The sequence below is a fragment of the Rhizobium leguminosarum bv. viciae genome (genome assembly GCF_012276115.1).
GTDB lineage: Bacteria > Pseudomonadota > Alphaproteobacteria > Rhizobiales > Rhizobiaceae > Rhizobium > Rhizobium leguminosarum_T.
Genome location: NZ_WIEU01000002.1, coordinates 101,023 through 127,909 on the forward strand (window position 1 = coordinate 101,023; position 26,887 = coordinate 127,909).

Annotated in this window: 25 protein-coding genes and 1 pseudogene; 8 read left to right on the forward strand and 18 right to left on the reverse strand. The window is 60.5% G+C overall.

The window, feature by feature from the left end; all coding sequences use genetic code 11:
• Nucleotides 1-92 precede the first annotated feature (92 nt).
• The 5 genes from GFM02_RS03745 (at nt 93) to GFM02_RS03765 (ending at nt 4,998) form a co-directional block, all read left to right on the forward strand.
• Nucleotides 93-1,118 (forward strand): sulfate ABC transporter substrate-binding protein, encoded by a 1,026-nt coding sequence (locus GFM02_RS03745; RefSeq protein ID WP_168320847.1) that lies wholly within the window; start codon nt 93-95, stop codon nt 1,116-1,118.
• Nucleotides 1,119-1,126: 8 nt separating this feature from the next.
• Entirely contained in the window at nt 1,127-1,984 is an 858-nt protein-coding gene (gene cysT, locus GFM02_RS03750) for a sulfate ABC transporter permease subunit CysT (protein ID WP_033183675.1), read from the forward strand.
• Entirely contained in the window at nt 1,974-2,846 is an 873-nt protein-coding gene (gene cysW / locus GFM02_RS03755; protein WP_168320848.1) for a sulfate ABC transporter permease subunit CysW, read from the forward strand. Before cysT ends, cysW begins: the two co-directional genes overlap by 11 nt.
• A gap of 10 nt (nt 2,847-2,856) precedes the next feature.
• Nucleotides 2,857-3,897, forward strand: a complete 1,041-nt coding sequence (locus tag GFM02_RS03760) for a sulfate/molybdate ABC transporter ATP-binding protein (RefSeq protein WP_168304187.1) — start codon at nt 2,857-2,859, stop codon at nt 3,895-3,897.
• 264 nt (nt 3,898-4,161) lie between these two features.
• Nucleotides 4,162-4,998, forward strand: coding sequence for a cell wall hydrolase (locus tag GFM02_RS03765; RefSeq protein WP_168320849.1), 837 nt, complete (start codon nt 4,162-4,164; stop codon nt 4,996-4,998).
• An 82-nt stretch (nt 4,999-5,080) separates the two neighbouring features.
• Here GFM02_RS03765 and pepT read toward each other — a convergent pair whose 3' ends face one another.
• The 9 genes from pepT to GFM02_RS03810 form a co-directional block, all read right to left on the reverse strand.
• Nucleotides 5,081-6,313, reverse strand: a complete 1,233-nt coding sequence (pepT, locus tag GFM02_RS03770; RefSeq protein ID WP_168266436.1) for a peptidase T — start codon at nt 6,311-6,313, stop codon at nt 5,081-5,083.
• Nucleotides 6,314-6,418: 105 nt separating this feature from the next.
• Nucleotides 6,419-7,171 (reverse strand): metallophosphoesterase, encoded by a 753-nt coding sequence (locus GFM02_RS03775; protein ID WP_168320850.1) that lies wholly within the window; start codon nt 7,169-7,171, stop codon nt 6,419-6,421.
• A gap of 73 nt (nt 7,172-7,244) precedes the next feature.
• On the reverse strand, nt 7,245-8,303 hold the full coding sequence (locus GFM02_RS03780; RefSeq protein ID WP_168320851.1) for an ABC transporter ATP-binding protein: 1,059 nt from the start codon (nt 8,301-8,303) through the stop codon (nt 7,245-7,247).
• 4 nt (nt 8,304-8,307) lie between these two features.
• Nucleotides 8,308-9,138, reverse strand: coding sequence for a carbohydrate ABC transporter permease (locus tag GFM02_RS03785; protein WP_168320852.1), 831 nt, complete (start codon nt 9,136-9,138; stop codon nt 8,308-8,310).
• A gap of 4 nt (nt 9,139-9,142) precedes the next feature.
• Nucleotides 9,143-10,078, reverse strand: coding sequence for a carbohydrate ABC transporter permease (locus GFM02_RS03790; protein WP_168266428.1), 936 nt, complete (start codon nt 10,076-10,078; stop codon nt 9,143-9,145).
• 96 nt (nt 10,079-10,174) lie between these two features.
• Nucleotides 10,175-11,434, reverse strand: coding sequence for an ABC transporter substrate-binding protein (locus GFM02_RS03795; protein WP_168320853.1), 1,260 nt, complete (start codon nt 11,432-11,434; stop codon nt 10,175-10,177).
• Nucleotides 11,435-11,469: 35 nt separating this feature from the next.
• Nucleotides 11,470-12,642 carry a PLP-dependent transferase gene (locus GFM02_RS03800; RefSeq protein ID WP_168320854.1) on the reverse strand — a complete coding sequence of 391 codons (1,173 nt, stop codon included), beginning with the start codon at nt 12,640-12,642 and terminating at the stop codon, nt 11,470-11,472.
• Nucleotides 12,639-13,361, reverse strand: coding sequence for a FadR/GntR family transcriptional regulator (locus tag GFM02_RS03805; protein ID WP_168320855.1), 723 nt, complete (start codon nt 13,359-13,361; stop codon nt 12,639-12,641). The genes GFM02_RS03800 and GFM02_RS03805 overlap by 4 nt, the downstream gene beginning before the upstream one ends.
• Nucleotides 13,362-14,179: 818 nt before the next feature.
• The gene (locus GFM02_RS03810; protein ID WP_168321102.1) at nt 14,180-15,094 is read right to left on the reverse strand and encodes a LysR family transcriptional regulator; all 915 of its coding nucleotides are present in this window, start codon (nt 15,092-15,094) and stop codon (nt 14,180-14,182) included.
• 137 nt (nt 15,095-15,231) lie between these two features.
• Here GFM02_RS03810 and GFM02_RS03815 point away from each other — a divergent pair, with 137 nt between their 5' ends.
• The 3 genes and pseudogenes from GFM02_RS03815 to GFM02_RS03825 all read left to right on the forward strand — a co-directional run.
• On the forward strand, nt 15,232-16,143 hold the full coding sequence (locus GFM02_RS03815; RefSeq protein ID WP_168320856.1) for a LysR family transcriptional regulator: 912 nt from the start codon (nt 15,232-15,234) through the stop codon (nt 16,141-16,143).
• Nucleotides 16,144-16,498: 355 nt separating this feature from the next.
• Nucleotides 16,499-17,557 carry a zinc-binding dehydrogenase gene (locus GFM02_RS03820; protein ID WP_348643950.1) on the forward strand — a complete coding sequence of 353 codons (1,059 nt, stop codon included), beginning with the start codon at nt 16,499-16,501 and terminating at the stop codon, nt 17,555-17,557.
• A gap of 138 nt (nt 17,558-17,695) precedes the next feature.
• Nucleotides 17,696-18,449: pseudogene (locus GFM02_RS03825) on the forward strand (CoA-transferase subunit beta); the annotation flags it as partial.
• Between the two features lie 235 nt (nt 18,450-18,684).
• Here GFM02_RS03825 and GFM02_RS03830 read toward each other — a convergent pair.
• The 9 genes from GFM02_RS03830 to GFM02_RS03870 form a co-directional block, all read right to left on the reverse strand.
• Nucleotides 18,685-19,701 carry an ABC transporter permease gene (locus GFM02_RS03830; RefSeq protein WP_168320858.1) on the reverse strand — a complete coding sequence of 339 codons (1,017 nt, stop codon included), beginning with the start codon at nt 19,699-19,701 and terminating at the stop codon, nt 18,685-18,687.
• The gene (locus tag GFM02_RS03835) at nt 19,698-21,227 is read right to left on the reverse strand and encodes a sugar ABC transporter ATP-binding protein (protein WP_168320859.1); all 1,530 of its coding nucleotides are present in this window, start codon (nt 21,225-21,227) and stop codon (nt 19,698-19,700) included. The genes GFM02_RS03830 and GFM02_RS03835 overlap by 4 nt, the downstream gene beginning before the upstream one ends.
• A gap of 28 nt (nt 21,228-21,255) precedes the next feature.
• Entirely contained in the window at nt 21,256-22,266 is a 1,011-nt protein-coding gene (locus GFM02_RS03840) for a sugar ABC transporter substrate-binding protein (RefSeq protein ID WP_168320860.1), read from the reverse strand.
• A gap of 216 nt (nt 22,267-22,482) precedes the next feature.
• Nucleotides 22,483-22,815 (reverse strand): cupin domain-containing protein, encoded by a 333-nt coding sequence (locus GFM02_RS35680; protein WP_168320861.1) that lies wholly within the window; start codon nt 22,813-22,815, stop codon nt 22,483-22,485.
• Nucleotides 22,816-22,956: 141 nt separating this feature from the next.
• Entirely contained in the window at nt 22,957-23,679 is a 723-nt protein-coding gene (locus GFM02_RS03850; protein WP_168320862.1) for an SDR family NAD(P)-dependent oxidoreductase, read from the reverse strand.
• Nucleotides 23,680-23,720: 41 nt separating this feature from the next.
• Nucleotides 23,721-23,882, reverse strand: coding sequence for a hypothetical protein (locus tag GFM02_RS03855; RefSeq protein WP_168320863.1), 162 nt, complete (start codon nt 23,880-23,882; stop codon nt 23,721-23,723).
• A gap of 282 nt (nt 23,883-24,164) precedes the next feature.
• Nucleotides 24,165-25,031 carry a sugar phosphate isomerase/epimerase family protein gene (locus GFM02_RS03860; protein WP_168320864.1) on the reverse strand — a complete coding sequence of 289 codons (867 nt, stop codon included), beginning with the start codon at nt 25,029-25,031 and terminating at the stop codon, nt 24,165-24,167.
• An 11-nt stretch (nt 25,032-25,042) separates the two neighbouring features.
• Nucleotides 25,043-25,957: a sugar phosphate isomerase/epimerase family protein gene (locus tag GFM02_RS03865; RefSeq protein WP_246792058.1), complete on the reverse strand. Its 915-nt coding sequence runs from the start codon at nt 25,955-25,957 to the stop codon at nt 25,043-25,045.
• A gap of 97 nt (nt 25,958-26,054) precedes the next feature.
• Nucleotides 26,055-26,852, reverse strand: coding sequence for an SDR family NAD(P)-dependent oxidoreductase (locus GFM02_RS03870; protein WP_105009398.1), 798 nt, complete (start codon nt 26,850-26,852; stop codon nt 26,055-26,057).
• Between the last annotated feature and the right edge of the window lie 35 nt (nt 26,853-26,887).

Below are 26,887 nucleotides of genomic sequence, written 5' to 3' on the forward strand. Positions count from 1 at the left end.
TCATTCTAACAGCCACGCCGGAACCGGAAGAACCTTTGTTTCATTATACGACTGACTTGATAGAGTTAAGACAGAAAAACGGAGGGTTCCCCATGCAGACACAACGGCTCACCCGGCTCCTCGTAGCCGCGGCCATGGCAGGCAGCTTCGCGATCGGAAGCATTGCTCCGGCACTCGCAGATCAGACGCTGCTTAACGTCTCCTACGATCCGACCCGCGAATTGTATAAGGATTTCAATGCTGCCTTTGCCGCCAAGTGGCAAAAGGACAGCGGTGAAACGGTGACGATCCAGGCTTCGCATGGCGGTTCCGGCGCCCAGGCCCGCTCCGTCATCGACGGCCTCGACGCCGACGTCGTGACGCTTGCCCTCGAAGGCGATATCGACGCCATCGCCAAGGCGACCGGCAAGATCCCGGCCGACTGGAAGACCAAGTTCCCCAACAATTCGACGCCCTATACGTCGACCATCGTCTTCCTCGTCCGCAAGGGCAACCCGAAGGGCATCAAGGATTGGGGCGATCTGGTCAAGGACGACGTGCAGGTCGTTACCCCGAACCCGAAGACATCGGGCGGCGCCCGCTGGAACTTCCTGGCCGCCTGGGCATGGGCCAAGCAGGCGAATGGCGGCGACGAAGCCAAGGCGCAGGAATACGTTGCGAAACTGCTGCAGCACGTCCCGGTTCTCGACACCGGCGCTCGCGGCGCCACGACCACCTTTGTCCAGCGCGGCCTCGGCGACGTGCTGCTCGCCTGGGAAAACGAAGCCTATCTTTCGCTTGAAGAGCTCGGTCCCGACCAGTTCGAGATCGTGACGCCGGCCTTCTCCATCCGCGCCGACCCGCCGGTTGCCATCATCGACGGCAATGTCGACAAGAAGGGCACGCGCAAGGTCGCCGAAGCCTATCTCAACTACCTCTATTCGGACGAAGGCCAGAAGATTGCCGCCAGGCACTATTATCGGCCGACCAAGCCGGAAGCCGCCGATCCGGCTGACATCGCCCGCTTCCCGAAGCTGACGCTCGCGACCATCGACGACTTCGGCGGCTGGAAGGAGGCGCAGCCGAAATTCTTCGGCGACGGCGGCGTATTTGACCAAATCTACAAGCCGGCCCAATAATAGACTTCATGAAAGCACATAGCCCCACGCGGTGGCGGTTCAAACGGCCGAGCGTCATTCCGGGTTTCGGAATGGCGCTCGGCCTTACCTTGACCTGGCTCACCCTTCTGATCCTCATCCCGCTCTCGGGCCTTGCCGTCCGGTCGAGCGCACTCGGCTGGGAGAAATTCTGGTCGATCGCGCTCGATCCGCGCACGCTGAACGCGCTGCGCATCAGCTTCGGCAGCGCCTTCATCGCCGCGATCGTCAATGCCGTCTTCGGCATCATCCTTGCCTGGGTGCTGGTGCGTTACCGCTTCCCCGGCAAGCGCATCATCGATGCCATGGTCGACCTGCCCTTCGCGCTGCCGACCGCCGTTGCCGGCATCGCGCTGACGACGCTCTATGCGCCGAACGGCTGGATCGGCCAGTTCCTGACGCCGCTCGGCATCAAGATCGCCTTTACGCCGGCCGGTATCGTCGTGGCGCTGATCTTCGTCGGCCTGCCCTTCGTCGTGCGCACCGTGCAGCCGGTCATGGAGGAGATCGACAAGGAAGTGGAGGAAGCTGCGGCAACCCTCGGCGCCAATCGCTTCCAAACGATTTTCCGCGTGTTGCTGCCGGGGCTGGCGCCCGCCGTGCTCACCGGCTTTGCGCTCGCCTTTGCCCGCGGCGTCGGCGAATATGGCTCGGTCATCTTCATCGCCGGCAACCTGCCGTTCAAATCGGAGATCGCGCCGCTGCTGATCATCATCAAACTCGAAGAGTATAATTACGCCGCAGCGACCGGCATTGCGGCGATCATGCTAATCATCTCGTTCGCCATGCTGCTCGTCATCAATCTCATCCAGAGCTGGAGCAGGCGGAGGTACGGCTATGGCGCTTGATGCGACCGCTCAACCAACGAAGCTGCGGTCGGTAACCACCGAAAACAGGATCGCGCGCTATAGCCTCATCATCCTCTCGCTCGTCTTCCTGCTGCTGATCCTGCTTCTGCCGCTCGCGGCCGTCTTCGTCGAGGCCTTTCGCAAGGGAGCCGGGCCGTTCTTCGAGGCGCTCGCAGACGCCGAAACCTTCTCGGCGATTCGCCTGACGTTGATCGTTGCCGGCGTCAGCGTACCGCTCAACCTCGTCTTCGGGGTCGCCGCCGCCTGGGCGATCGCCAAGTTCGAGTTCAAGGGCAAGGCCTTCCTGACGACGCTGATCGACCTGCCCTTCTCGGTCTCACCCGTCATATCGGGCCTGGTCTTCGTTCTGCTGTTCGGCGCCAATACCTGGCTTGGCCAGTGGTTCAGCGCGCACGACATCAAGATCCTGTTTGCGGTGCCGGGGTTGATCCTCGCCACCATGTTCGTCACCTTCCCCTTCGTCGCCCGCGAGCTGATCCCGCTGATGCAGGAACAGGGAACGGCCGACGAGGAGGCAGCCCTTTCGCTCGGCGCCAGCGGCTGGCAGACCTTCTGGCACGTGACGTTGCCGAATATCAAATGGGGCCTGCTTTACGGCGTGCTTCTCTGCAACGCCCGCGCCATGGGCGAATTCGGCGCCGTCTCGGTGGTATCAGGCCACATCCGCGGCCAGACGAACACCATGCCGCTGCAGGTGGAAATTCTCTATAACGAGTATAATTTCACCGGCGCTTTTGCGGTCGCCACGCTTTTGGCCTTGCTCGCGCTCGTAACTCTTGTTTTGAAGACGCTGCTGGAAATGCGCTATAGCGCCGAAATCGCCGCCAGCCGGCGGCACTGAAGGATTTGGAATGGAAGTACGCGTTCAAAACATACGCAAGGAATTCGAGCGTTTTCCGGCGCTGCACGATGTCTCGCTCGACATCCGCTCCGGCGAGCTGATCGCACTGCTCGGTCCTTCGGGCTCCGGCAAGACGACATTGCTGCGGCTGATTGCCGGCCTCGAAAGCCCGACGGAGGGGCTGATCTTCTTCGGCGACGAGGATGCCTCGAAAAAATCAGTGCAGCAGCGCAATATCGGCTTCGTCTTTCAGCACTATGCTCTCTTCCGCTACATGACGGTGCTCGAAAACGTCTCCTTCGGCCTGAAGGTCAGAAACAGCGCGCGGCGGCCGCCGAAGGCCGATATCCGCAGGCGGGCGCTGGAACTGCTCGACCTCGTCCAGCTTTCCGGTCTGGAAAAACGCTACCCGGCCCAGCTTTCCGGCGGCCAGCGCCAGCGTGTGGCGCTCGCCCGCGCCATGGCCGTCGAGCCGAACGTGCTGCTGCTCGACGAACCCTTCGGCGCGCTCGACGCGCAGGTGCGCAAGGACCTGCGCAAGTGGCTGCGCGAGATCCACGACCGCACCGGCCACACCACCGTCTTCGTCACCCACGACCAGGATGAGGCGCTGGAGCTCGCCGACCGCGTCGTCGTCATGAGCCAGGGCGCGATCGAACAAGTGGGCACACCGGACCAGGTCTACGACAATCCGAATTCGCCTTTCGTCTTCGGCTTCATCGGGCAGTCAAACTGCCTTGAGGTCGAGATATCAGACAGCGACATTCGCTTCGAAGGCCGCTCGCTCGGCCTCAATGCCGAAGGCGAGCCGGACGGCACGGCGCAGCTCTATTTCCGCCCGCATGATGTCAGGCTCTGCGAATCAGCCGAAAACTGTATCGCCGGCCAGCCGGTTTCCAGCCGCCGCGTGGCCGGCACCCGCCATATCGAACTCAATATCGGCAACGATCGCCCGCATATCGAGATCGAATTGCCGCCGAGCGAGGCCGACAGGCTCGACCGCAACCGGGTGGCTTTCAAGCCGACCCGCTGGAAACTGTTCCGCAGTTGATGGAGATGCGGCAGCGACCGACTGCGCCGCGCGTCTTTTCGAGAGCCGCAAAGGAGCTGTAACACTTTGAATTGCTGCCTGATTTTATCCTTTGATCGATTCCGATCCAAGGAATTATGCAGTCCTCATCGCCGGAATCGTTTTCGGCGAGAGTCCCTTGGGCTTTTTGTTATCTAAGGTTGTTTGTATTTCGGTCATATGACGAGTAAAACGTTTTCACTTAATCAAAAAGGGCTGAACTAATCCCATAGGAGGCACCTGGCGTTGAGGGCGGAGATTTCCTTTGGAAAATCCCTGATCGGGATTTTGTTCGTAGGACTGGCAGCTGCAAGCTGCACGACGACATCGAAACCGGCGGCAACGGCGGCGAACACCAAGACGAAGCAGGGTCAACCGGCAAAAGTCACGTTCAATTATACGGCCAAGGATCGCGACTGCCTGCAGCGCGCGATGTATTTCGAATCGCAGCATTCGGACGAGGACGGCTACATGGCTGTCGGGACCGTTGTCATGAACAGGCTCACCTCCGGCGCCTATCCCCCTTCCATCTGCGGCGTCGTGGCCCAGAAAAGGCAGTTCGCGCCCGGCGTGATGACGCGCGAAGTCAAGCCGCAGGCGGAAACCGAGCTTGCGAGCGCGGCCGATGCGATCCTTATCAAGGGCGCCCGCCATCCTGCGGTGAAGGATGCGATGTTCTTCCACACCGATGGACTGAAATTCCCCTACAACAACATGCACTATGTGACCGTTGCCGGCGGCAACGCCTTCTACGAGAAGCGCGACTCCAACGGCATGCTTCAAACGCCGCCGCCGCTGCCCTCCTACGAGGTGGCGATGAACTATGTGCCCGGCGAAAGCATGCTGCCGCCGCAATTCGAAGCGCTGATACCCTCGGCGGTTCCCGTTCCTCTGCCGGCTCCGGACCCCATGGCGACGGCGAGCACGGCGCAGATGCGGATCACAGCGCCGGTAACCGCGCCGGAAACATCGCCGGTAACATCGGTCGAGCCCGAACCGGGAATGCCCATCGCGATCCCTATTCCCCGCCCAGCCTATGACAGCGTGATGCTGCGTGAAAGCCTTCCGGCGAACGGCGGTTAAACCAACCGCCCTTTCCGGTATGAGTTAGATGCAAGCGCGTTTTTGTTTCTGCGCAATTCCGGACGCAAAACCGCGGCGCGCTTTAGGCGCGCTCTTCCCAGACCTTCGCCAGCTCTACGATCGTCTTGACGGCCTTTTCCATATCCTGGCGGCTCACCCATTCGAGCGGCGAGTGAAAGGCGTGGCCACCGGCGAAGATGTTCGGGCACGGCAATCCCATGAAGGAAAGGCGCGAGCCATCCGTGCCGCCGCGGATGCTGCCGCGCACCGGCGTCATGCCGGCCCGGCGCACCGCCTCGATGGCGTTCTCGACGATCTCCGGGTGACGATCGAGCACCACCTTCATGTTGCGATACTGCTCCTTCACCTCAAAACGATAGGTCGAGCCGGGATAGGCAGCCATCACGTCCTTGACGATGGCTTCTAGCATCGTTTCCTTTTCCGTCAGCCCCTTGTCGGTGAAATCCCGGATGATGAGACTCAGCGACGCCTTCTCCATCGAGCCGGTCACGCCGGTCGGATGGATGAAACCCTGCTGGCCTTCCGTGGTCTCCGGGGCAAGATCCCTCGGTAGCCGGTCGATGATGGCGCCTGCGATCTTGATGGCGTTTTCCATGCGGTCCTTGGCGAAACCGGGATGGATCGCCACACCTGATATGCTGATCTCGACGCCGTCGGCCGAGAAGGTCTCATCCTCGATATGGCCGGCCGTCTCGCCGTCCATCGTATAGGCGAAGTCGGCACCGAGTTTCTTCAGGTCGACCTTGTTGACGCCACGCCCGACTTCCTCGTCAGGCGTGAACAGGATCTTGATCGTCCCGTGCCTGATATCGGGATTGCCGACGAGCATCGCAGCCGCTGTCATGATTTCGGCCAGTCCGGCCTTGTCGTCGGCGCCGAGCAATGTCGTTCCATCGGTCGTGACGATATCATTGCCGATCTGGTTCTTTAGCTCAGGATGGTCGCTCACGCGGATCACCCGGCCCGTGTCGCCGGCAAGCTCGATATCCCCGCCGGAATAATTCCCGATGATCTGCGGCTTGACACCAGTGCCGCTGAAATCGGGTGCCGTATCCATGTGCGAGCAGAAACAGATGACCGGCACCGTCTTGTCGCTATTGGCCGGAATGGTCGCGTAGACATAGCCGTGTTCATCGAGATGCGCGTCGGCAAGACCGATCTTCTGCAGTTCATCGACCAGAACCCGGCCGAGATCCTTCTGCTTGCCGGTGGTCGGCTGCGTCGACGAGGCAGGGTCGGATTGCGTGTCGATAACGACATAACGGAGAAAGCGGTCGAGAACAGTGTCGGTCATGGCATCCAGTCCAGCAAGATCACACGGACGATATATCCCTCCTGGGCGATGCGGCAAAAGATTTTTCCGCTCGCAGCGCGTGAGGAATGACTGTTCAATCCCATTTCATGCCCCCCTGTCGGATACCGGAATCGAGACCACATGTGAAACCAGCCTACCGTCGCTGACCTCATGCACGAGGAAGGACGGAGCGTCGATCACCGAAAGATCGGCACGGCCTTCCAGCAGAAGCGGATTGGGCGGGCAGAGGGAGCCGCAGGTCTGGACAAGGATCGATCCCAACCGACCAATTGCAGGTCGGTGGACATGGCCGCAGAGAATCGCCAGCGGCAGCCTGTGCATTGTCTCCAGGGTGCTGAGAAGCGCACTGCCGTTCCTGCATCCCACCTGGTCCAGCACCTCGATGCCGATCCTGAATGGCGGCTGATGCATGAAGAGAAGCGAGGGTGTCGGCACATCCGCAAGCACGCTCATCAGCCATGGCAGATGCGGCAGGATATCGCCGTAGCTCTGACCGGCGACGGTCACATCGACACCAAAGAGGGTCAGGCCATCGACGGCTGTCTGGAAGTGCATCGGTCCCGTCGCATTGATCCACGAGCCGACGGCGGCAAGTTCGGAACGCATCAATTGCACGTCGTCACCGTTGCCCGGCAACAGGTGGACAGGGCAGTCCAGCGACCGCAGGTTTTCGGCGACCAGGCGATAGCCTTGCCGCCAACCGTCGTCCACCAGATCTCCGGTGACAACAAGTGCATCCGGGCGGAACGTCTTCAGCCACGCTATCGCTCGCTTCAGCGTCCGCAGCGACGAAAGGTCCGGCCTCGCATGGATATCGGATATCTGCGCAACAAGCATGTTCTGCCTCCCCCGCCCCTGCCGGAGACACTATGCCGAAACCGATAGCGTGAGGCTACCGGCCTTCGACCATTCAATCGACGCGTTTTCCTTCTGCATCGAACACGTGCAGATATTGGGCGGGGAAGGCCACATTGACCTTCGGCCCTGCCTTCAGCGCGTCGCGGTTCAGCGTGAAGATCTTGAACGGCAGACCATGCAGGGCAAGATGCAAGATGATGCCGAAGCCCGTGGGCTCGACGAGTTCCACATCCGCGGCAAGCCCCGCCCCACCGTCGCTCATCAGCACATGCTCCGGCCGGATGCCGAGCGTCACCTTTGCGCCATCTGAAAGCGGCAGAGGCTTTGCAAGCGACACGATCGTGCCGTCCTTCAGCTTCACGCCGCCGGCATCATAAGTGGCCTCGAGGAAATTCATCCCCGGCGAGCCGATGAAGCCGGCAACGAAGAGATTGGCGGGGCGGTCGTAGAGTTCCAGTGGACTGCCGACCTGCTGGACCACCCCGCCATGCATGGCGACGATCCGGTCCGCCAGCGTCATTGCCTCGATCTGGTCGTGGGTCACGTAGATCGAGGTCGCCTTCAGCTCGCCATGCAGTTTCTTGATTTCGGCGCGCATCTGTTCGCGCAGGCGCGCATCGAGGTTGGACAGCGGTTCGTCGAACAGGAAGGCCTTCGGCTGGCGCACGATGGCGCGGCCCATGGCGACGCGCTGGCGCTGGCCGCCGGAAAGCGCCTTCGGCCTGCGTTCGAGCAGCGGGTCGAGACCGAGCTTGGCGGCGGCGGCCGCCACCGCACTGGCGATTTTCTCCTTCGCCACCTTCCGCAGCCTGAGGCTGTAGCTCATATTGCCGGCGACGTTCATATGCGGATAGAGCGCATAGGACTGGAACACCATGGCGATGTCGCGATCCCTCGGATGCAGCTCGTTCACCCTGACGCCGGCGATGCGGATCTCGCCTGATGTGACCTCCTCCAGCCCGGCGATCATCCGCAGCAGCGTGGACTTGCCGCAGCCGGACGGACCGACGAGCACGACGAATTCGCCGTCCTGGATTTCCAGGTTGACGCCATGCAGCACCTGCACATGGCCATAGGCTTTGTGGATATTCCGGATATCGATCGATGCCATTTGTTTAACCCTTGACCGCGCCGGCCGTCAGGCCCTGGACGAGATAGCGCTGGATGAGGAGGAAGAAGAGGCCGGCCGGAATGAGCGCCATGACGCCCGCCGCCATCATCTGCCCGAAATCCACCGAGAATTTCGAAACGAAGGTGAGAAGTCCGACCGGGAAGGTCGCCGCGTCATTGCCGTTGATCAGCATCAGCGCGAAGAGCAGCTCGCTCCAGGCGGCAGTGAAGACGAAACCGAGGGTGGCGGCGATCCCCGGCAGCGTCAGCGGCAGGATGATCTGGCGAAACGCCGTGAACTGCGTCGCCCCGTCGATCTTCGCCGCCTCTTCGAGATCCCTCGGGATGCCGTCGAAGAAGGACTGCATCAGGAAGGTGGCGAAAGGCACGTTGAAGGCGGTGTAGACGATGACGAGCCCGGTCAGGCTGTTGGTCAGATGCAGCGGCGACAGGATCTTGAAGATCGGCGCGACCAGCATGACCAGCGGGAACATCTGGGTCAGCAGCATCAGGGCGACGATCCAGTATTTTGCCCGAAAATTGAAGCGCGACAGCGCGTAGCCGGACAGCGAGGCGCAGATCGTCACGGTGACGGCCGTCGCGGCCGAGACGATCAGACTGTTCTTGAAGAAGGTCGGAAAGGCGCTGTGCCGCAGCACGAAGGCATAATGATCCCATGTCGTGCGCGACGGCCACATGCGCACGCCCTCGCTATAGAGCAGGTCGTTCGGCGTCACCGACACCTTGAGCAGCCAGAACAGTGGAAAGAGCGAAAAGGCGATGTAGCAGAGGATCGCCAGACGGTGTGCAATGGTCGGAATGACGGATCGTCTCATGATCTCAATCCTTGTTCAGCAGCGTCTGCCGGAGCAGGATGATCAGCATCGAATAGGCAAGCAGCAGCACGAGCAGCACCAGCGCGATCGCCGAAGCATAACCGAAATCGAGCCGCCGGAAGGCCGTCGTGAAGATATAGCTGGCGACGATCTGTGTCCGGTCGGCCGGCCCGCCACTGGTCATGACGACGATGAGATCGGCGAAGTTCGAAATCCACACGGTGCGCAGCAGGACCGTGATGGCGATGGTTGGCGCCAGAAACGGCAGGGTGATCGAGCGGAAACGCTGGAACCAACCGGCGCCGTCGATCGATGCCGCCTCATAGAGATCGCGTGGGATCGCCTGCAGCGCCGCAAGCAGGGTGATGGCGAAAAATGGAATGCCCCACCAGACATTGGCAATGATCGGCCCCCACATCGCATAATTGGGATCGGAGAGGATATTGCCCGGCTCATGCATCAGCCCGAGGGCGAAGAGCCAGTGCGGGATCGGCCCGATGACGGGATTAAACAGCCAGGCCCAGTTGAGGCCAGCGAGGAAAGACGGCACGGCCCAGGGCAGGAAGACCAGCGCCTGCGCGATTGCCCTGCCCTTAAACGGCTTGTCGAGCAGCAGCGCCAGGATCAGCCCGAAGACGAATTGCAGGACGACGGAGGCGCCCGTCCACCACAGCGTGTTCCTCAGCGCGCCGTAGAAAGCGGCATCGCCGGCAAGCTCGCGGAAATGATCGAGCCCGATGAAGCCGCCGGAAAACGGATTGAGCAGCTGGATATCGCGGAAGGCGTAGGAGATGCCGACGGTCAACGGCACCAGCATCACCGCAATGATCAGGATCAGCGACGGCGCGCTGTAGAGATAGGGCTCCGAAGCATCGGCAACGCGACGCAGCCACGGCCTGCGGTCGCGACGCATGTCGAGCGTATCGGCGGAAATGGTCATCAGCCAGAAGTTCCCGTTCGCGGCGTTCATGCGCCGTCTGTGTCATCAAAAAAGCGGCGGCGGCCTGTGTTGAGGCCGCGGCCGTCGATCCGTCGCTTATTTCTTGGCGAGGAACTTCTGCTGCGCCTTGGTGAGGTATTCGGCCCATTGGTCGGCCAGATCCTTCGCCGAGATATCGCCGAGCAATGCCTGCTGCGAGGTCTTGATCGCCAGCGAATCCTTGAAGAAGGCGAATTCCTCGAGGTAGGTCGGCATGACTGTTGGTACCGTGTTCGGGTCCGCCAGTTCCTCGAACCAGCCCTTGAACTGGTCACCGGCATAGAAGGGATCCTTCTCGGCCGCCGTATAGGCCGGCAGGGCACCGATCCGCTTGTTCCACTCGATATTGCCTTCCGGCCCTTCGAGGGTGGCGATCAGCTTCCAGGAGAGATCCTTGTTGCCGCTGGTCGTGAACATCGACCAGCCGCCATAGCCGATCGTGGGGAAGGACTTGCCGTCAGGCCCCTTCGGCAGCGGCATGACGCCGAAATCGTCCTTGTTCATCCGCTCGGCGATGGCGATCAGCGCGTCCGGGTCCTGGTCGAGGAAGGCGCAGGTGCCGGAATAGAAGCCGGCGACGACTTCGTTGAAGCCCCAGTTGACGCTGTCCTTCGGCGCATAGCCTTTCTTGTAGAGATCGACCATCCATTCGATGCCCTTGGCCCAGCCCGGGCTGTTCATCGTCGAGGTCCCGTCGTCGTTGAAATACTTGTTCGAGCCGGCCATCGAGGCGGCGAAGATCATCCAGCCGTTGAGGCCGCCCGGTCCGCCGCGCATGCAGTAGCCGTATTTGCCGGGCAGTTTGGAAACCTTTTCCGAAGCGGCAGTAAATTCTTCCATCGTCTTCGGCGGCGCGGCGACGCCGGCTTCGGCAAGCAGCTTCTTGTTGTAGAACATCGCCCTGAGGTAGAAGCCGTAGGGCAGCATATAGGCGGTGTTCTTGACGTCGCGGCCGAGTTCGAGCGCGCGCGGCGTCAGTTCCTTGGTGTGCTCCCACTTTTCGAGGTAGGGCTCCAGGCTCTCGAGCATGCCGTTATTGGCATAGAGCGACAGCCAGGTATCGGGCATTTCCATCACATCGGGCACGTCGCCGGCAGACACCATGGTCGCGAACTTCTGGAACGCTTCGTTCCAGGGCAGCGAGATGATGTCGACCTTGGTGCCGGGATTGGCGGCTTCGAATTTGCCGACGATCGATTTCAGCGTTTCGGTGCGCTCCGGGCTGGTGATGACTTCGACAAGCTTCAGCGTCGTATCGGCAAAGGCCGTGCCCGCCATCATCGAAGCAAAGAGCGTCGAGATTATTAGTTTTTTCATGGCTCAGTTCCCCCTTGTTAGGTCTCTCTCGGGTTTCAGGATTGTGAGGCGGCGGCGAGCGCCTCCTCGATATCTCTCCACAGAGCCTCGGTTCCTTCGAGGCCGACATGGAGACGTACGGATCGCGCATGGATGCCGAAGGCATGTGCGGAATTCGGCTGCGCCTTCTGCTGGAGCACCACCTCGCCCGGTACGATCAGGCTTTCATGTCCACCCCAGCTCACACCCAGTTTGAAGAGCTTGAGGTGATCGGCGAAGGCGCGGATATCGACGCCTTCGCGGAATATGAAGGAAAACAGGCCCGAGGTGCCGTTGAGGCCGGTGGGCAGACGGTTGGCGAGCCCCGGATGGCAGACCGTCTCCACCACGTCGAGCTTCTGCAGGCGCCTGGCGATTTCAAGCGCCGATGTCTCGTGGGCTCTCATGCGCAGCGGCAGAGTGCGCAACCCGCGGATCAGGAGCCAGGCGTCGAACGGCGAAAGCTTGCCGCCAAGATAGGGATAGGCCTCGGCCTTGACGCGCGCGATCATCGCGTTCGAGCCGGCGATGATGCCCGCCACCACATCGCTGTGGCCGCCGAGATATTTCGAGGCCGAATGGATGACGAGGTCGACGCCGAGCGTCAGCGGCCGCTGGAAGAACGGGCTCGCCCAGCTGTTATCGATCATCGAGACGACGCCGCATTGTCTGGCGAGTGCGGCGAGCGCGCCGACGTCATGGGCCTCCATCACCCAGCTCGTCGGGCTTTCCATGTAGAAGAGCTTGGCGCCGGGCAGCGCCTTGGCGACCGCTTCCTCGTCGCGGCCATCGACATAGGTCACCTCGATCTTCATCCGCTTCAGGATGGTGCCGAACAGGCGGAAGGCATCGGGATAGACATGCTTGACGGCGACGATGCGGTCGCCCGGTTCGACGAAGCTTAAGACTGCCGACGAGATCGCCGCCATGCCGCTGGTAAATCCCAGCGCATCCTCCGCCCCTTCGAGCCTAGCGAGCATTTCCTCGAAGGCGCGCACCGTCGGGTTCAGGCCGCGCGTATAGATCGGCCGCACCTTCTCGCCTCGGTAGGAAGCGATCATGTCGTCGTAATCGGAAAAGGTGAAAAGCGAGGTCTGGAAAATCGGCGGCACGACGGCGTCTGCGAAGTTGCCTTCGTCATGAGCCGTGATGAGGGAAGCAAGATCGAACGGTTCTGCGCCGTTGCTCATTTGGACATTTCCTTGATGTCTTCCTCGACGATATCGAGAATTTTCAATGTTTCGCAGCGCGCCGCCTCGGGATCCCCGGCAGCGATCGCGTCGAAAAGGGTGCGGTGAAAGGGAAAGGACCGGCGCGCGAAATCCTGCCGGTCGAACGGATGCTCCCAGAAGCGCTCGAATGTCTCGCGCATCTGTTCGAGAAGCTGGCGAAACAGCGGATTGTGGGTAGCGTCGTAGACGGCGAGGTGGAAGGCCAGATCCTCCGGCCCGGAGGTGCCTTTCTCCAAGTGCACACGTTCCATCGCGTCCAGCTTTTCCTCGATGACGACGAGGTCCTTTTCGGTGCGCCGCCGCGCCGCGACCATGCCCGCCTCGCATTCAATTCCGCGGCGAACCTCCAGCGTCTGCAACAGCACGTCGCGCAGATGAACCGTGTCGAACGACAGCGGCATGTGGATCGTCGCCCTGGAAACCGGTTTCAGCAGATAGGTGCCGCTGCCCTTGCGCGTCTCGATGACGCCGAGCGCCTGGAAGTGGCGGATCGCCTCGCGAATGGTCGAGCGGCCGACGGCAAGGGCTGCCATCAGCTCGCGCTCGGCCGGCAAACGGTCGCCCGCCTTCAATCGCGCCTCCTCGACATAATCCGCCAGCGCATCGGTGACCTGACGCGCGCGGTCCATGACAGGAAGCGGCCGGATCAACGGCCTGTCGCTACGATTTGCCTTCATGGTTCCCCATTTTCTTATCAGGCAGTCAGAGTTTGGAATTGGTCTGACATCTTAGCATTTCTCAAAGAGGAGAAGGCGTCAAGAGTGTTTGTCTGTAGAAGGAACTCTGGAGTGGCCCAGAAATGGTTTTCGTGGCCCAAAAGGAACCCTGGCGTGCCACAACATGGAGATTGTCCGCTCGTTTGAAGCCACGCTGCATAAAATGAGGCCGGGCAGACCAGTTACCTTGGAGGTGACGGCGGAAGTGATCAAGCTGTTCCGCGGAAAACGACAAAGCAAATCAGAAACGATAACGGTCGTCGACCTAGCGCTGCACAACACCAAGGATGGGGCTGGATCGTATCGCTGAGGACTTGAAAACGATCGTTTGGGAGAACGAACACCGTCTATCGGAATATTTGGCGAGTGTGGAACGAGATGTCGGGGGAGTTCCCCTGGGCGAGCCTGATTTGCATAAATGGTTGTCGATCGTTTCTCAGCAGAAAAGGCTGAAGCTCGAGGACGCGATTCTTGTGGCTCTTCTCACGAAGTGAGACAGATGATGAGAAGCGGCCCTCCTTCACAACCTCAGAGATCGCCAGAATCATCAATGATCTTCTGTCGAAGACCTCGCAGAAACATAAGGACAATGTCAGCCGATACTTCAATCAGAACTTCTACGCCTACTACGAGATAGAAATTGATCCCACGAAAGGTACTCGACGGTATCGCCTCTCTAAATACTGGCTATGGCAAGGCGCTGCTAATATTGCGAAATCTCGCGGAACACTGGTGCGGCTCGCTGATCTTTCGGTATCAAAAAGTGGACTTCCAAGCGACTACGCGGTCCACAGCGCCTCGTAGTCCTTTTCCTTGAATTCTTTGACGAGGTAATCGATGAAGAGGCGGGTCTTTGCTGGGAGATGATGCCGCGTCGGATACGCGATATTCATCGTCAGGCGCGGCAAATCCCAATCATCCATGATGCGGACAAGTCGACCGGACTGAAGGTCCTCGTTGATGATATATGTCGGCTGCGCCAAAATTCCGAGGCCGTCCAAGGCGGCCTTTCTTATTATCTGTCCGTCATTGGAGTTCAGGAGGCCAGCCACCGGAATCGTGACAGCCTCACCGTTCTTCCGGAAGGTCAGGTGGTTCCAGTTGTCGGCGAGCGTATAGAGCAGCAGGTCATGGTTTGCGAGGTCGCCTGGATTGGTCGGCACTCCGCGCCGTGCCAGATAGTCGGGCGACGCCGCGAGCAACCGCCGTGTCTCCGCGAGCCGACGGATAGTGATCGATGAGTCCGCCTCCACGCGGCGGGTGCGGATCGCGAGGTCGACGCCGTTTTCAATGAGATCGTAGTAGCGGTTCGAGACGACGACCTCGACCCTCACCTTCGGATATCGCTGAGTAAACGAAGGGATCAGAGGACTGAGATGCAGAAGGCAAAATGATAGCGAGGCGCTGATGCGGAGCAGCCCGCTCGGGCTCATCGCTCCCGCGCTGACGCTCGCTTCGGCGTCGAGCATTCCGGTGATGAGCTCCTTGCCCCGCTGGTAGAAGTGCTCCCCTTCGCTTGTCAGGCTGAGTTGCCGGGTCGTGCGCTGCACCAGCCTGGCATTGAGGCGTTCCTCGAGGGATTGCAGGTTTCTGCTTGTGGCCGACACCGACATGTCGAGCGCATCGGCAGCCTTGGTGATGCTGCCGCGCTCCGCTATCTGAATGAACACTTCGATCTCGGTTAGGCGATCCATGACCCGCACAATCTTGCGTTTGGCGCGAAAGCGGTTGTCGATGTTTGGGGTTTGCTTGCGCGTGCGCTGTAGAATAATGTAACCCTCAGGGAACAGAAGGCTTCATATCTCTCCAGTGTGTGGAGCAAAGGTTTACAATGACCCAGGTCGACCAGTTGAACGGAGTCATCGCATTCGTGCATTCCGCTGAAGCTCTCAGCTTCACGGCAGCCGCCGCCAAATTGGGCATCACGAAGTCCGCAGTCGGCAAAAGCGTCACGAAACTGGAAGAGCGACTCGGGATCAAGCTTCTCCATCGAAGCACCAGGAGCTTGAGCCTCACTCCGGACGGAGAGGCCTATTTCGCGAGCCTTCGACATGCGCTTGGCGAGATCGAGGCGGCGGAGACCACATTGCTGTCGAAAAGCCAAGCCATATCCGGAAGGTTGAGGATCGACTCCCCTGCAGCGTTCGGTCGCCAGATTCTCATGCCCTTACTGCTGGACTTTTCGCGACGCTACGCGGGCTTGACACTGTCGCTCTCGTTCACCGACAAGATCGTCGATCCCGTCGAAGAGGGTGTCGATCTCACGGTTCGGTTCGGCGAAACACGCGACTGCACCGGACTGATTTCGAAGAAGCTCACCGAGCAGCCATCCGTTGTGGTCGCCGCGCCATCGTACCTGGAAACACGAGGAACACCTCAGAGCGTGGCGGACCTCCAGCGCCACGACTGCATTTGCGGATTTGGGCGAGACAACTCCGCGAGCTGGCGCATCAAAGACTCCAACGGTGCCCCGATCCGCTACTTGCCACCCGTGTCGCACCAGTTCGGAGACGGAGAGGCTATCGTAGCGGCGACGTTGGCGGGTTTGGGGCTGTGCCAGATGCCTCGTTCGCTCGTGAGAGCTCACCTAGAGACAGGCGCGTTGATCTCGGTCCTCGATGAGATCGCAGATGTCCCAGTGTCTGTCTATGCCGTCTGGCCCGTAACGCGACACCTGCTGCCACGCGTCAGGACGGTCGTGGACTTCCTCGCGGAAAAGGGGCGGCAGGGAGAACTCGACTAGACATTGCCCCCTATATCGACAAGGTTTCTGCGATCCAGCCAGTTGGCTGGAAATGGACAAGACGGATAGTCCGCGGCAAGCCAACTTCGCGCGTCGATTTTCGCGGCGAGCGGGAAAGTGTTTTCCGCTTTGATCCCTTTTTGCCACCTGCGGCAAAGCTATTATCTCGCCTAACGCCGGAGTGGGAGCCGGAGGGAGGTTCGACCAGGTGGGCTATCTGCCTTTTTCGCGAAAGAACGATCTCCCCCAGGATTAAAGCCCGACGTCGCTGTCCTTCTGCAAAGGACGGCCGAGGAAGGTCACGATCGCGAAGCCATGCGGCTGTCGCAATCGACAGGAGATCGCTTTGAAGGCAGTGCGCTATTACGGAAGGCATGACGTCCGCGTCGAGGACGCGCCGGAGCCCCAGACACCGCAGCACGGTCAGGTCATCGTCGAGCCGACATTCTGCGGCATCTGCGGCACCGACCTGCATGAATATGAGTCCGGCCCAATCTTCACGCCAAGAACGCCGAATGCCTATAGCGGGGCAATCCTGCCCCAAATCCTGGGGCATGAGTTCGCGGGACGTGTGACCTCGGTCGGCCCCGGCGTCGAGACGCTGAAGCCTGGAGACCGCGTCTCGATCCAGCCGCAGATCGGTCCAAGAGTAGACTATTTTGGCAGCCGCAATCTCTCCTTCCTGGGGCCCAGGGCCTCAGTCGTCGGCCTTAATTGGCCATGGGGCGGCATGGCGAAGCGCGCCATCGTCCACGAATACAATGCGATCCGCATGCCCGACGACGTGACCGACCAGCAAGGCGCGCTTGTCGAACCCGCAGCGGTCGCGGTGCATGCCGTTGATCGGTCAGGTTTGAAGCCTGGTGGCACGCTCCTTATCACCGGCGCAGGCCCGATCGGGGCGCTGGTGGTTCTCGCCGCTATTGCCGCAGGTGTCACCCGGATTTTTGTGAGCGAGCCGAACGCCAACCGTCGGGCGCGCATCGCGGCGCTCTCGAACGATGTCACAATCCTCGATCCTGGTTCCTCGGACTTCCTGTCCACGATCAAGGACGGCACCGAAGAGGGTGTCGGGGTTGACGCCGCCATCGAATGCGCAGGCCATCCCCGCGCGCTGCACGCCTGCCTCCAGGCGGTGCGCGCACAGGGCACCGTCGTCCAGGTGGGCTTGATGGGCGGCCCCGCCGAGATCAGCCCGTTCGACCTTACGATGCGAGACATCACGCTGCGGGGCTCGCTGAACTACCCGCTGACCATCTGGCCTAGAATCTTCGAGATGATGAGGACAGGACTCTATCCGGCCGAGAAGATCGTCGACGCCGAAATCGCGATGGAAGACGTCGTGCAAAAGGGCTTCCGCGAACTCCTCGACCCAAGCGGCGGAAAGATGAAGATACTGGTGTCGATGGAATGAAACTGAGCCGATCGCAAGCGCCACCGCGGTATCGCGCAATCAAGGGCGAAGTCCTGTCGGCGACGCGCGAAGACTTCGAACGACGCGTCGCACATCTGAGGTCCGCCAAATGAACCGGCCATTCACTCAAACGAGATCATGACCATCACGGCCGCCAGGGCGCGGTCCAATTCCGACGTCTGCTTCGTCTGGATCGGAGCACCTTCCGCGGCATGCAACGTCGCCCGGCTGACCCACGCTCCCGACATCATGCTCATTTATGAATCCGGTACGATCCGGGACGGCTCCCACCGTTCTGCCTCTCTCCATCGGCGACGGCGACCTTTGCAAGACGTCGGTGACGACGGTCTCGGTCCCTGAGATGTTTCGCTATTGGCTCCAGGGCGGCCGCATCACGATTGGCTTCCTCGGTGCGGCGCAGTTCGATAAGTTCGGCAACATCAACACGACCGTCATCGGCGGCTACGAAAAACCGAAGACCCGGCTGCCCGGCGGCGGAGCGCCCGAGATCGCAAGCTCGTGCGGCGAAATCTACATCACCATGGCTCAGTCGACCCGCGGCATGGTCGATAAAATCGACTTCGTCACCTCCTTCGGACACCGCGAAGGTGGCGATCACCGCGAACGCCTCGGCATCGCGACCAAAGGATCCACGCTGCTGATTAAAGACCTAGCGATCTGGAGGCCCGACCTGGTGACCAAGGAGTTCACCGTCATGTCGCTTCATCCCGGTGTGACCAGAGAGAAGGTGCAGGAGACTTGCGGCTGGAAGGTCAAGTTCGCGGAGGACCTGGATGTCACGCCGGCTCCAAGCGAACTGGAGTTGAAGACCCTGCGCGATCTCAAAGCCAGAACCGACGCTGCCCACAAGGGCGAGTCCAGCACCGCTGCAGCACCGCCACCTACCACAGCACAGCGACGAGAGCTGAGCAGTCGCTCCGCCATCGAAGAAGTTAAAGGCGTGACGACGCTGATCATCCGATAGCTGCTGTAGTGTGTATTGGGACCGTCGACCTCGTCTCGCGATAATTGAAGGGACGGTCACATCTTCCGACCAGCGGAGGGTGTGAAATAGAAAGGCGGCCAATCGGCCGCCATTTCCAGCTTGAATGAACCAGCGGAGTTCTTCAGTTGCCTTTATCCGCCCCACTAATTTTACTGATGTATAAAGCGATCAGGATGATGCCGCCTGTTGTCGCGTTGATCCAATAGGCGGGTACTTGGGAGAGAACCAAAACATCCTGAATGAGGACAAGCAGCAGCACACCGCCACACGCACCAGCGATCGTGCCTCGCCCTCCGTTGAGACTGACTCCACCGAGGACCGCGGCCGCAAATGCGTTGAAGATCAGATTTTGCCCGAGCGAAGAAGGAATGGACGCGATCCGGCCCGCCTGCAGCAACCCTGCCAGCGCAGCAAGGATGCCCGCAACGATGAAGACTCCCATCAAGACACGCTCCACCGGGATGCCGGCGACCCGAGCTGCTTGCTGGTTTCCACCGACGGCGTAAAGCATTCTTCCAACCCGGTGCCGCGACAGGAAGACCGTAAGAACGGCGAGCAAGGTCAAGGCAAGCAGGAAGGAGACAGGCACACCCAGGAACGTGGAGTCTCCTGGGAATGTGAGGAGCACAGGCAGGTCGGAGAGTGTCTCGCCGCGAGTCAATCCGAGGCTGATGCCGCGCAGGAGGATCAGCGTCGCCAAGGTTGCGATGAAGGCGTTGAACCGAAGGTAGATCACCAGCAAACCATTGAACGCGCCAATGATGGCACCCACGGCGAAGATCACCAGGAGCGCCAGAAGCGGCGAATTCGCAAGATTGAGGCCCGAGCCACCTGCTTCGAGGAGGCAGTATACGCCCACCATCGGCGCAAGGCCGAAAGTCGACTCGAGTGACAAGTCGAACTTCCCGGCGATCAGAACCAGGGTAAGTCCCATCGTGAGCACGCCAAGTTCGCTGGCCTGCTGCACTACGCCGTAAAAGTTGTCGTACGAGAGGAACGCGTTGTTGAGAAGCGTGCCTACGATCATGACGACAGCCAGAACCGGCACGATCGCCCATTCAGGTTGGAACAGGTCGCTGAGGAACCGGCGGGAACGGAGGTCCGTTCCGGTGACGCCCGTTGTTTGAGTGTGGGTCATTTTTCCTCCCGAGATATGTGAAAGCCTTCCATGGCGGACACGAGCTCTTCCTCGTTCATTCCGCTTTTCTCGACGACTTTCTTGCCGCGAACCCAGACCTGTACTCGGTCGCAGAACGCGAGTTCTTCTGGCTCGTCACTGACGAGAATGACTGCAAGTCCTCGACGTCGTCGTTGCTCAACGATGTCGAGAATGGTTGCCTTTGACGCGATGTCGACGCCCGCGGTCGGGTGCAGGAGAATTAGTACGCTGGGGTTCGTGCTCAATGCGGACCCCAGGAGTACCTTCTGCTGATTGCCGCCACTCAGCTCACCGACATTTTGTCTGACGGAATGACAGACAACGCCGAGCTCGGACCGATTGTCCTCCGCGAACTTCCGACGCGCCTTGCCGTTCAAAAGTACGCGGTTGGTGAATGCCTTCAGGCTCGGTAGAGTCATATTGTCTTCGATCGACATTTCGCCGACCAGGCCGGTCTTTATCCGGTCCTCCGGTAGAAGTGCGACCCCATTTTTCACCGCCGTTGGCGGTTTCCAGGGCTTCGGAATTTCCCTTCCGTTCAATTTGATCGCACCCGACCATTTTGAATAATGGCCCGCGAGGGCAAGCGCGATTTGACGGGTGCCTGACCCCGAGTGTCCGGCGAAACCCACGACCTCGCCCGCCCGCAGCGTGAGACCGAGAGGGTCCTCGCATGCATCAAGCCGCAGGTTCGCTTCGAGTACCACCGGCGTGCTCGTGGGCAAGGCTGGGCGGCACACTTTCTCACTGGAGGTGAGTGCTTTGCCCGCCCCCTCGTCGCCCACCATCGCGGAAACGATTTCGGCTGTCGTGAGTTTGCTCGCGTTGCCATGCAATACGTCGCGCCCGTTTCGCAGCACGGTGACCGCGTCGCAAACCTTCGGGACCTCGTCGAGGTGGTGTGAGATGAAAAGGAAGGTGATCCCCTTGGCGCGCAGTTCGTTCACCCGCTCGATCAGATGGTCGATCTCGCTGGAAATCAGCTGCGCGGTCGGCTCGTCCAGGATGACGAACCTTGAGCCCTGGCTAAGGGCGCGGGCGATTTCCACCATCTGGGCCTCTCCCACCCCCAATTCGCGGACCGGAGTGGTAGGCAGGATCGGAATATCCCAGCTTTCGAGCGCGGCCGCCGCTTGGCGGTTGAGGCCGCGCCACGAGATCATCTGTTTGCCCTGATACCGTCCGAGATACAGATTCTCGGCCACGGTCAAATCCGGCACGAGAGTTCGGTGCTGGTAGACGCACGCCACCGCCTCGCGCCAAGCGTTTCGATCGTTCAACGCGGGGGGAGCGGCACCATTCAGGAGAAAGGACCCTGAATCGATCGCTCGCAACCCGGTCAGGATTGATACCAGGGTAGATTTGCCAGCACCGTTCCGACCGATCAGGGCGTGAGATTCCCCCTTTTTTATCGATATGGAAAGCCCGTTCAGAGCAACGGTCCCTCCGAAACGCTTTACGGCGCTGTCGATTGCGACAAGTTGTTCCGACGGGCTTTCCAGCATATTCAGCACTCCAGGACAAATGTTGTGACTATTTGGCGTTGCCCCAGAGGCCCTTGTCGTCGACATTCTGCTTCGTCACGACGGGAGACTGCAGATTGTCCACGAAGTACTTACCGTCCTTGACCACGGTGCTGTTGTGATCGGTCGGACCTTCCTTCATTTCCTTGCCGTCCAGAGCGTCCTGGAGATACATGACGCCGTACTTGGCATAATCGGTGACCGGCTGCGAAACCGTCGCATCCAGATAGCCGTCGCGGATTGCTTTGAGAGCGCTCGCACCGCCGTCGATTGCGACGACTGCAATGTGACCAACCTCGCCGACCTTTGCGAGGCGGCCACGAGACTTCAACGCGGCGGCAACCGGATCATAGTAGAGTGTGTCCGTCGCCAGATAGATGCCAGCGATTTCCGAATTGCCGCTCATCACCGTCGAGGCGACATTGGCGGCCTGCGGGCCATCCCAGTTGGCCGTCTGCTCGATCACCGTTGCGGTCGAGATTTTCTTGAAGGCCTCGTCGAAACCATTCTTGCGGTCTCGGCCGTTGGTCGTTGTCAGTCCGCCAGTGATGTTGAGAACCGTCGCGTTCTTGTCGGCCATCGCGGCCGCGAGTGCTTCCGCGGCACGCGCGCCCATGGCAAGATTGTCGGCGCGCACCACTGCGTAGACGTCACCGGCCGCAGGCTTGTCGTCGACGATGACGACGGGAACATTCTTGCTTTTCGCGTAGTCCAGAGCGGGCTTGATAGCGGCACGATCGACCACGCCGGCCAGGATGACGTTGGCCCCTGCGTTAATCAGATTTCGGAAGTCAGTGACCTGCTGGCTTGCGTCGCGGTTGGCGTTGGTCGTCTGAACCACATCCCCGCCGGACGACTTGGACTGTTCGGTCGCCGCGTTCACCAATACCGTGAAAAACGGTGTATTGAGCGTCGGCATCGAGAGACCAAGCTTCATCGTTTCGGCGTAGCTGGCGCTTCCGATCAAAACGGCAGAAATGGAAATGCTGGTGGCGAAAGCTAGTCTAAGGGTATTGAACATATTTTCCTCCTCTTCCCTCGGCCACGGTTATGCTAGTGTCGCGAAGTGGGATAAAGACGCGCTTGGGGGAAACAGTTTTGCGTTCCGTGGGAAAAAGGCGTCTGCCGTACGGTCGTTCTGGTGCGCGACGCGAAACGGCTAAGTCGGCAGCCGCAAACCAAGTGCATTCGAAGCCGATCGCGCTTAAACGCTCAGGTCTCAGCTCGTATTTCATGCTTACAGATCAAGGATCCGAGATGTAATCGCGGCCCACTTGGGCGCGTTCGGCAAATTCATCGAGCATGTTTCTTGGTGAACCACGCCTACGGGTAGAAGCGCGGGCAAGAAAAGGAAACTCGCCGCGAATGCAAGGGGCCGCATCGGCTCGTTCCCAAGGGGCGAGATCGAATGCACGGCGTTCGGGATGTAGATCAAGTCCCCAGGTCCGACTTCGCACTTTTCGTGCCCGATCCGCATAAGCGCCTTGCCCTTGAGCATGTAGTAATACTCATGGGTGTTGTGCCGATGCGGCTCCAGACGGGGCCACGGCGATCTCGAACTCGGAGACATATTCGAGATACAACCCCTCGGTCACCGCCCGCACCGACTCCTTGGGGACCATGAAATGGTATTGCAACTGCCACCGTGCTCGATCGTGGGTTCGGTCTGGTTGTTCATCACGTCCATTTCGGTATCCTCGGGTTCGCGGAACTACTGCGCGAGATAGCCGCCGTCGACGACCAGCTCGCTTCCTGTGACGAACGAGGAATCGTCGCTCGCCAGGAACAGGCAGCCTTGGGCCACTTCTTCCGGCGTTCCCATGCGACCCATCGGCGTGTTGCTGATGATGCCGTTGTTCATCTCTTCGGACTGGGCCGTGACCAGCGGAGTGCGGATGAGCCCGGGATGGACGGAATTCACGCGAACGTTGTCTGGCGCATAGGACACCGCGGCGTTCTTGGTCATGTTGCGGACGCCGCCCTTCGCGGCGTTGTAGGCCGCAGCACCGGGAACACCCACATTCCCCCAGATCGAGGAGAAATTGACGATCGACCCCGAGCGGGCCTTGCGCATCGCGGGCAGCACTGCCTGCATGCCCAGGAACGATCCGGTCAGGTTGACGCCGATCACCTTGTTCCAATCGGCAAGGCTAGTGTCGAGTATCTGCCCATAGTTGAAGACAATCCCCGCGTTGTTCACGAGAACGTCGATCCGGCCATGAGCCTGGAGTGTGAAGTCGACGACGGCCTTCCAATTGGCTTCGTCGGAGACATCCAGGTCTTGGTTCACGATGCCTGCGAGAGCCGCTGGCTGCTTCTTGACGTCTCCAGCGATGACCTGCGCGCCTTCCGCCGCAAACAGTTCGGCGACGGCGCGCCCGATGCCTTGAGCCGCGCCGGTGACGATCGCCACCTTGCCTTGAAGCCTACCCATATTTTTCCTCCTCGGTGATGTGTCGTTTGAGCGCCCGACTGCTATGTCTGGTCGGCGGGGGAAACGTCGGCCATCCTGATCAGAATTTTCAGGTGGTCGTTTCCCTTCTTGGCGAGTTCTTCGAATCCTTCGGTTACCGCGGCGTCGAGCGTCACGCGGCCCGTCACGATCTTTTCGACCGGGAATTTCCCGCTGGCGATCAAGCCCGCCGCCGCTCTTCAATTCGAAGGTCTTTGGCTTTGTGGAATCTTAGCGCTCGCAAACGGTGTTCCTCCAGATGCATAGGCGACATTCCGCGGCCGCTGACGTCGGCGGCCGATCGAGCAGACGATGCCGAAACCCCTCCAGGCCGGACAGTAGCAATCACGCGAACGATCGGAAGTGGGTGGCGCGGAAAACACTTTCCCGGAATCTGCAAAAATCGCAGGCGACCTCCGTGGAGACGCGGCCTGCGGCAGGGACATCCTGCCGCCGACTACAATGGTTCATGCTTTGTCGAGTTCTTCGAGAAGGGCTTCGAAACCCGGCATCAGGCGCGACATGATCTCGTCGCCTTCGAGCTTGTCGAGCGCGTCGGAGAAGATTTCGGGACCGACGCTTTCGATATGCCCGGCGTCCTTGAGGATTTTGAGGATTTCAAGATTGGGGATTTCTCCCCGACCGATCGGCACCCGGTAGGAGAGGCAGTCCCGCTTCATCGAGCGCCCCGGCGGGCAGACAAGGGGACCATCGGCGATCTGTACGGTGTCAAACGTTCCGACAGGGATTTCCTTGAGAAGCGCATCGTTGCGGCCGCCGCGGACATAGTGCCAGGTGTCGAAGATGATGCCGCTGTTTTCCCGGCCGGCGTCCCTGACGATCGTCCAGACCTCTTCCACGGTCTTCAGGCCCCAGAGCGGCATTGCCTCGATAAGGCACTTGAGTCCGTTCTCGGCGGCGCGGTCGCACATCGCCGCGTAGTGGCCAGTCAGCTCGTCGAGGGTGTAACGACCCTCCGGAAAGCTGCCGATCAGGTGGATGCGGTCGACCTGCAAGGCCTCGGCGATCCGGAAGAAGTCGTCCGGCGTCGTGTCGAGGTAGGGCTTGATGTCGGGGTCTTCGCCAGGGGTCAGTCCGTCGGGGACCCAGCTCGTGAGCGGGTCAAGGTAGCTCAGCCGGACGCCGTTGTCGGCGGCGATCGAACGGATGTCCTTGTCCGAAAGCCCGCCCGCGCGCGTATTCTTGTAATCCATCGGAGAAGTGCTAAGCCAACCGAAGCCATTCTTGGCCGCAAGCTCCACGCGCTGCCGATAGGGGACGCTGCGGACCTGGGACAACCATAGCATCCGCTTTTCGGTGGGGTATTTCATCATGTCTTCTTTCTTTACTTAAACTGGGCCACGGTGGTTTCGAAGGAACGCTTGGCCTGTTCGGCCAGCGGAAGCTTCCGGTAAGTCTCGCTGATGATCTCGACGCCCCACGGGCCTTCGTAACCGGCGTTCTTGACGGCTTGGATAAACTCTTTGGGTTTCAGCACGCCTTCGCCGGGCAGGCGGCGATGGTAGATGGTGTCTTCCCAGAGGAGGCCCTTCACGTCGGCGTCGGCGTCATCCAGCTCGATCGAACCGATGAACCTGGACGGGATCTTCTCGATGTCCTTGTATGGGATGCCGCCGCGCGCCATGTGCCAGATGTCGATGAGCAAGCCGCCATTGGGCTGATCCGCCCCTTCCACGATCGCGCGCGCCACTTCCAGCGTCCTGACGTTGGAGAATGGCATGATCTCCATGACCACCCTGACACCGTACTCGGCCGCATCGCGGCACACTCCGGCGAATGCCTCGCGCATGCGGTCGACGTCGGGCGTCATTTCTGCTTCGGTCGGCGCGTAGAGATCGCTTCCGAGGCCGGGAGCAATCTTGAGATTTCGGACTCCGAGACGCTGCGCCACGTCAAGCATCTCCGTCCGCATGACGTCCGACTTCGCCCGGCGCTCGCCGTCGAGACACCAGCCGGAGAGGAACTCGTACTCGAGGTATTTGATGTCGTTGTCGTCGACGATCCGCTTCATTTCCTTGAGACCGATCTGGGCGGCCGTCGCCTGAACGTCTGCGTGGATCAGGCCCATGCCCTTGTAGCCGACCTTGGCGGCCGCCTCGACGCGATCCTTGAAGGGGACCGGACTGATTTCGGTCGGACCGAACGGATAGACGTCGCCTCCGAGTGTGAAGAACGCCGCCAGCAACTCGATGCCGTTTTTCCCAGTCATTGCCATACTCCCGGCGGCCACGCGCCGCATGCGTTTGAATTGCCCTTTTTATATACTGAAGCCCCGGTGCGATAAATTACGCCCCGGAGATCAACATTGTAGCCTATGCATATACAATGAGATGGGATCAGATCGATCGGATGCTGCCGCCGTCCACGCCCCAAACAGCCGACGTGACGAAGCTGGCGAGGTCGGACGCGAGGAAGACCACCACGTTGGCGACCTCCTCCGGCGTCCCAAGGCGTTCGAGGGGAAGCTGCCGCAGCTTCATTTCGTGCTCGACAGCCGCCTGCGGCTCCATCTTGTGGAACGCGCCCATCGTCTCGGCGAAGCCGCCCGGCTTGGTCCAGAACGGGGTCCAGATGGGTCCCGGAGCGACCGCGTTGACCCGCACGGCCTTGCCCTCGGCGCGCGCGAGGCCCTTGGTCAGGGCGAGAACGGCGGCCTTCGACGCCGAGTAGTCGATCGGCACGGGTTCGGGCTGACGGGCGAGATCGGAACCGTTGTTGACGATTACGCCCTTCCGCTCGCGGAGGATCGGAAGCAGCTTCCGCGTAGCCCGGACATAGCTCATGAAATTAAGGGAGAAGGTTTTCTCCCATTCCTCGTCGGTCAGCTGGTCGAAGGTGCGGATCGCGCCCGAGCCGACATTGTTCACGAGCACGTCTACCGCGCCGCCCGTCGCCTTGAGCAACTCGTCCAGGCCCGCCGATACGCCAACTCCGGTGGACAGGTCCGCCTTTGCGGTGTGGGCCGTTCCGCCCGCGGCGGCGACTTCGGCCTTGACCTCGGCCATGGCTTTCTCGTCGATGTCCACGAGGCCCAACGTAGCGCCTTCGCGCGCGAACGCCACGGCGGTCGCGCGGCCGATGCCGTTGGCGGCACCCGTGATGAAGACGATCTTACCCTTCAGTCCAGTTTCCATTTCTCTAGTCCCTTGGATTGGTTGAATATCGGGGG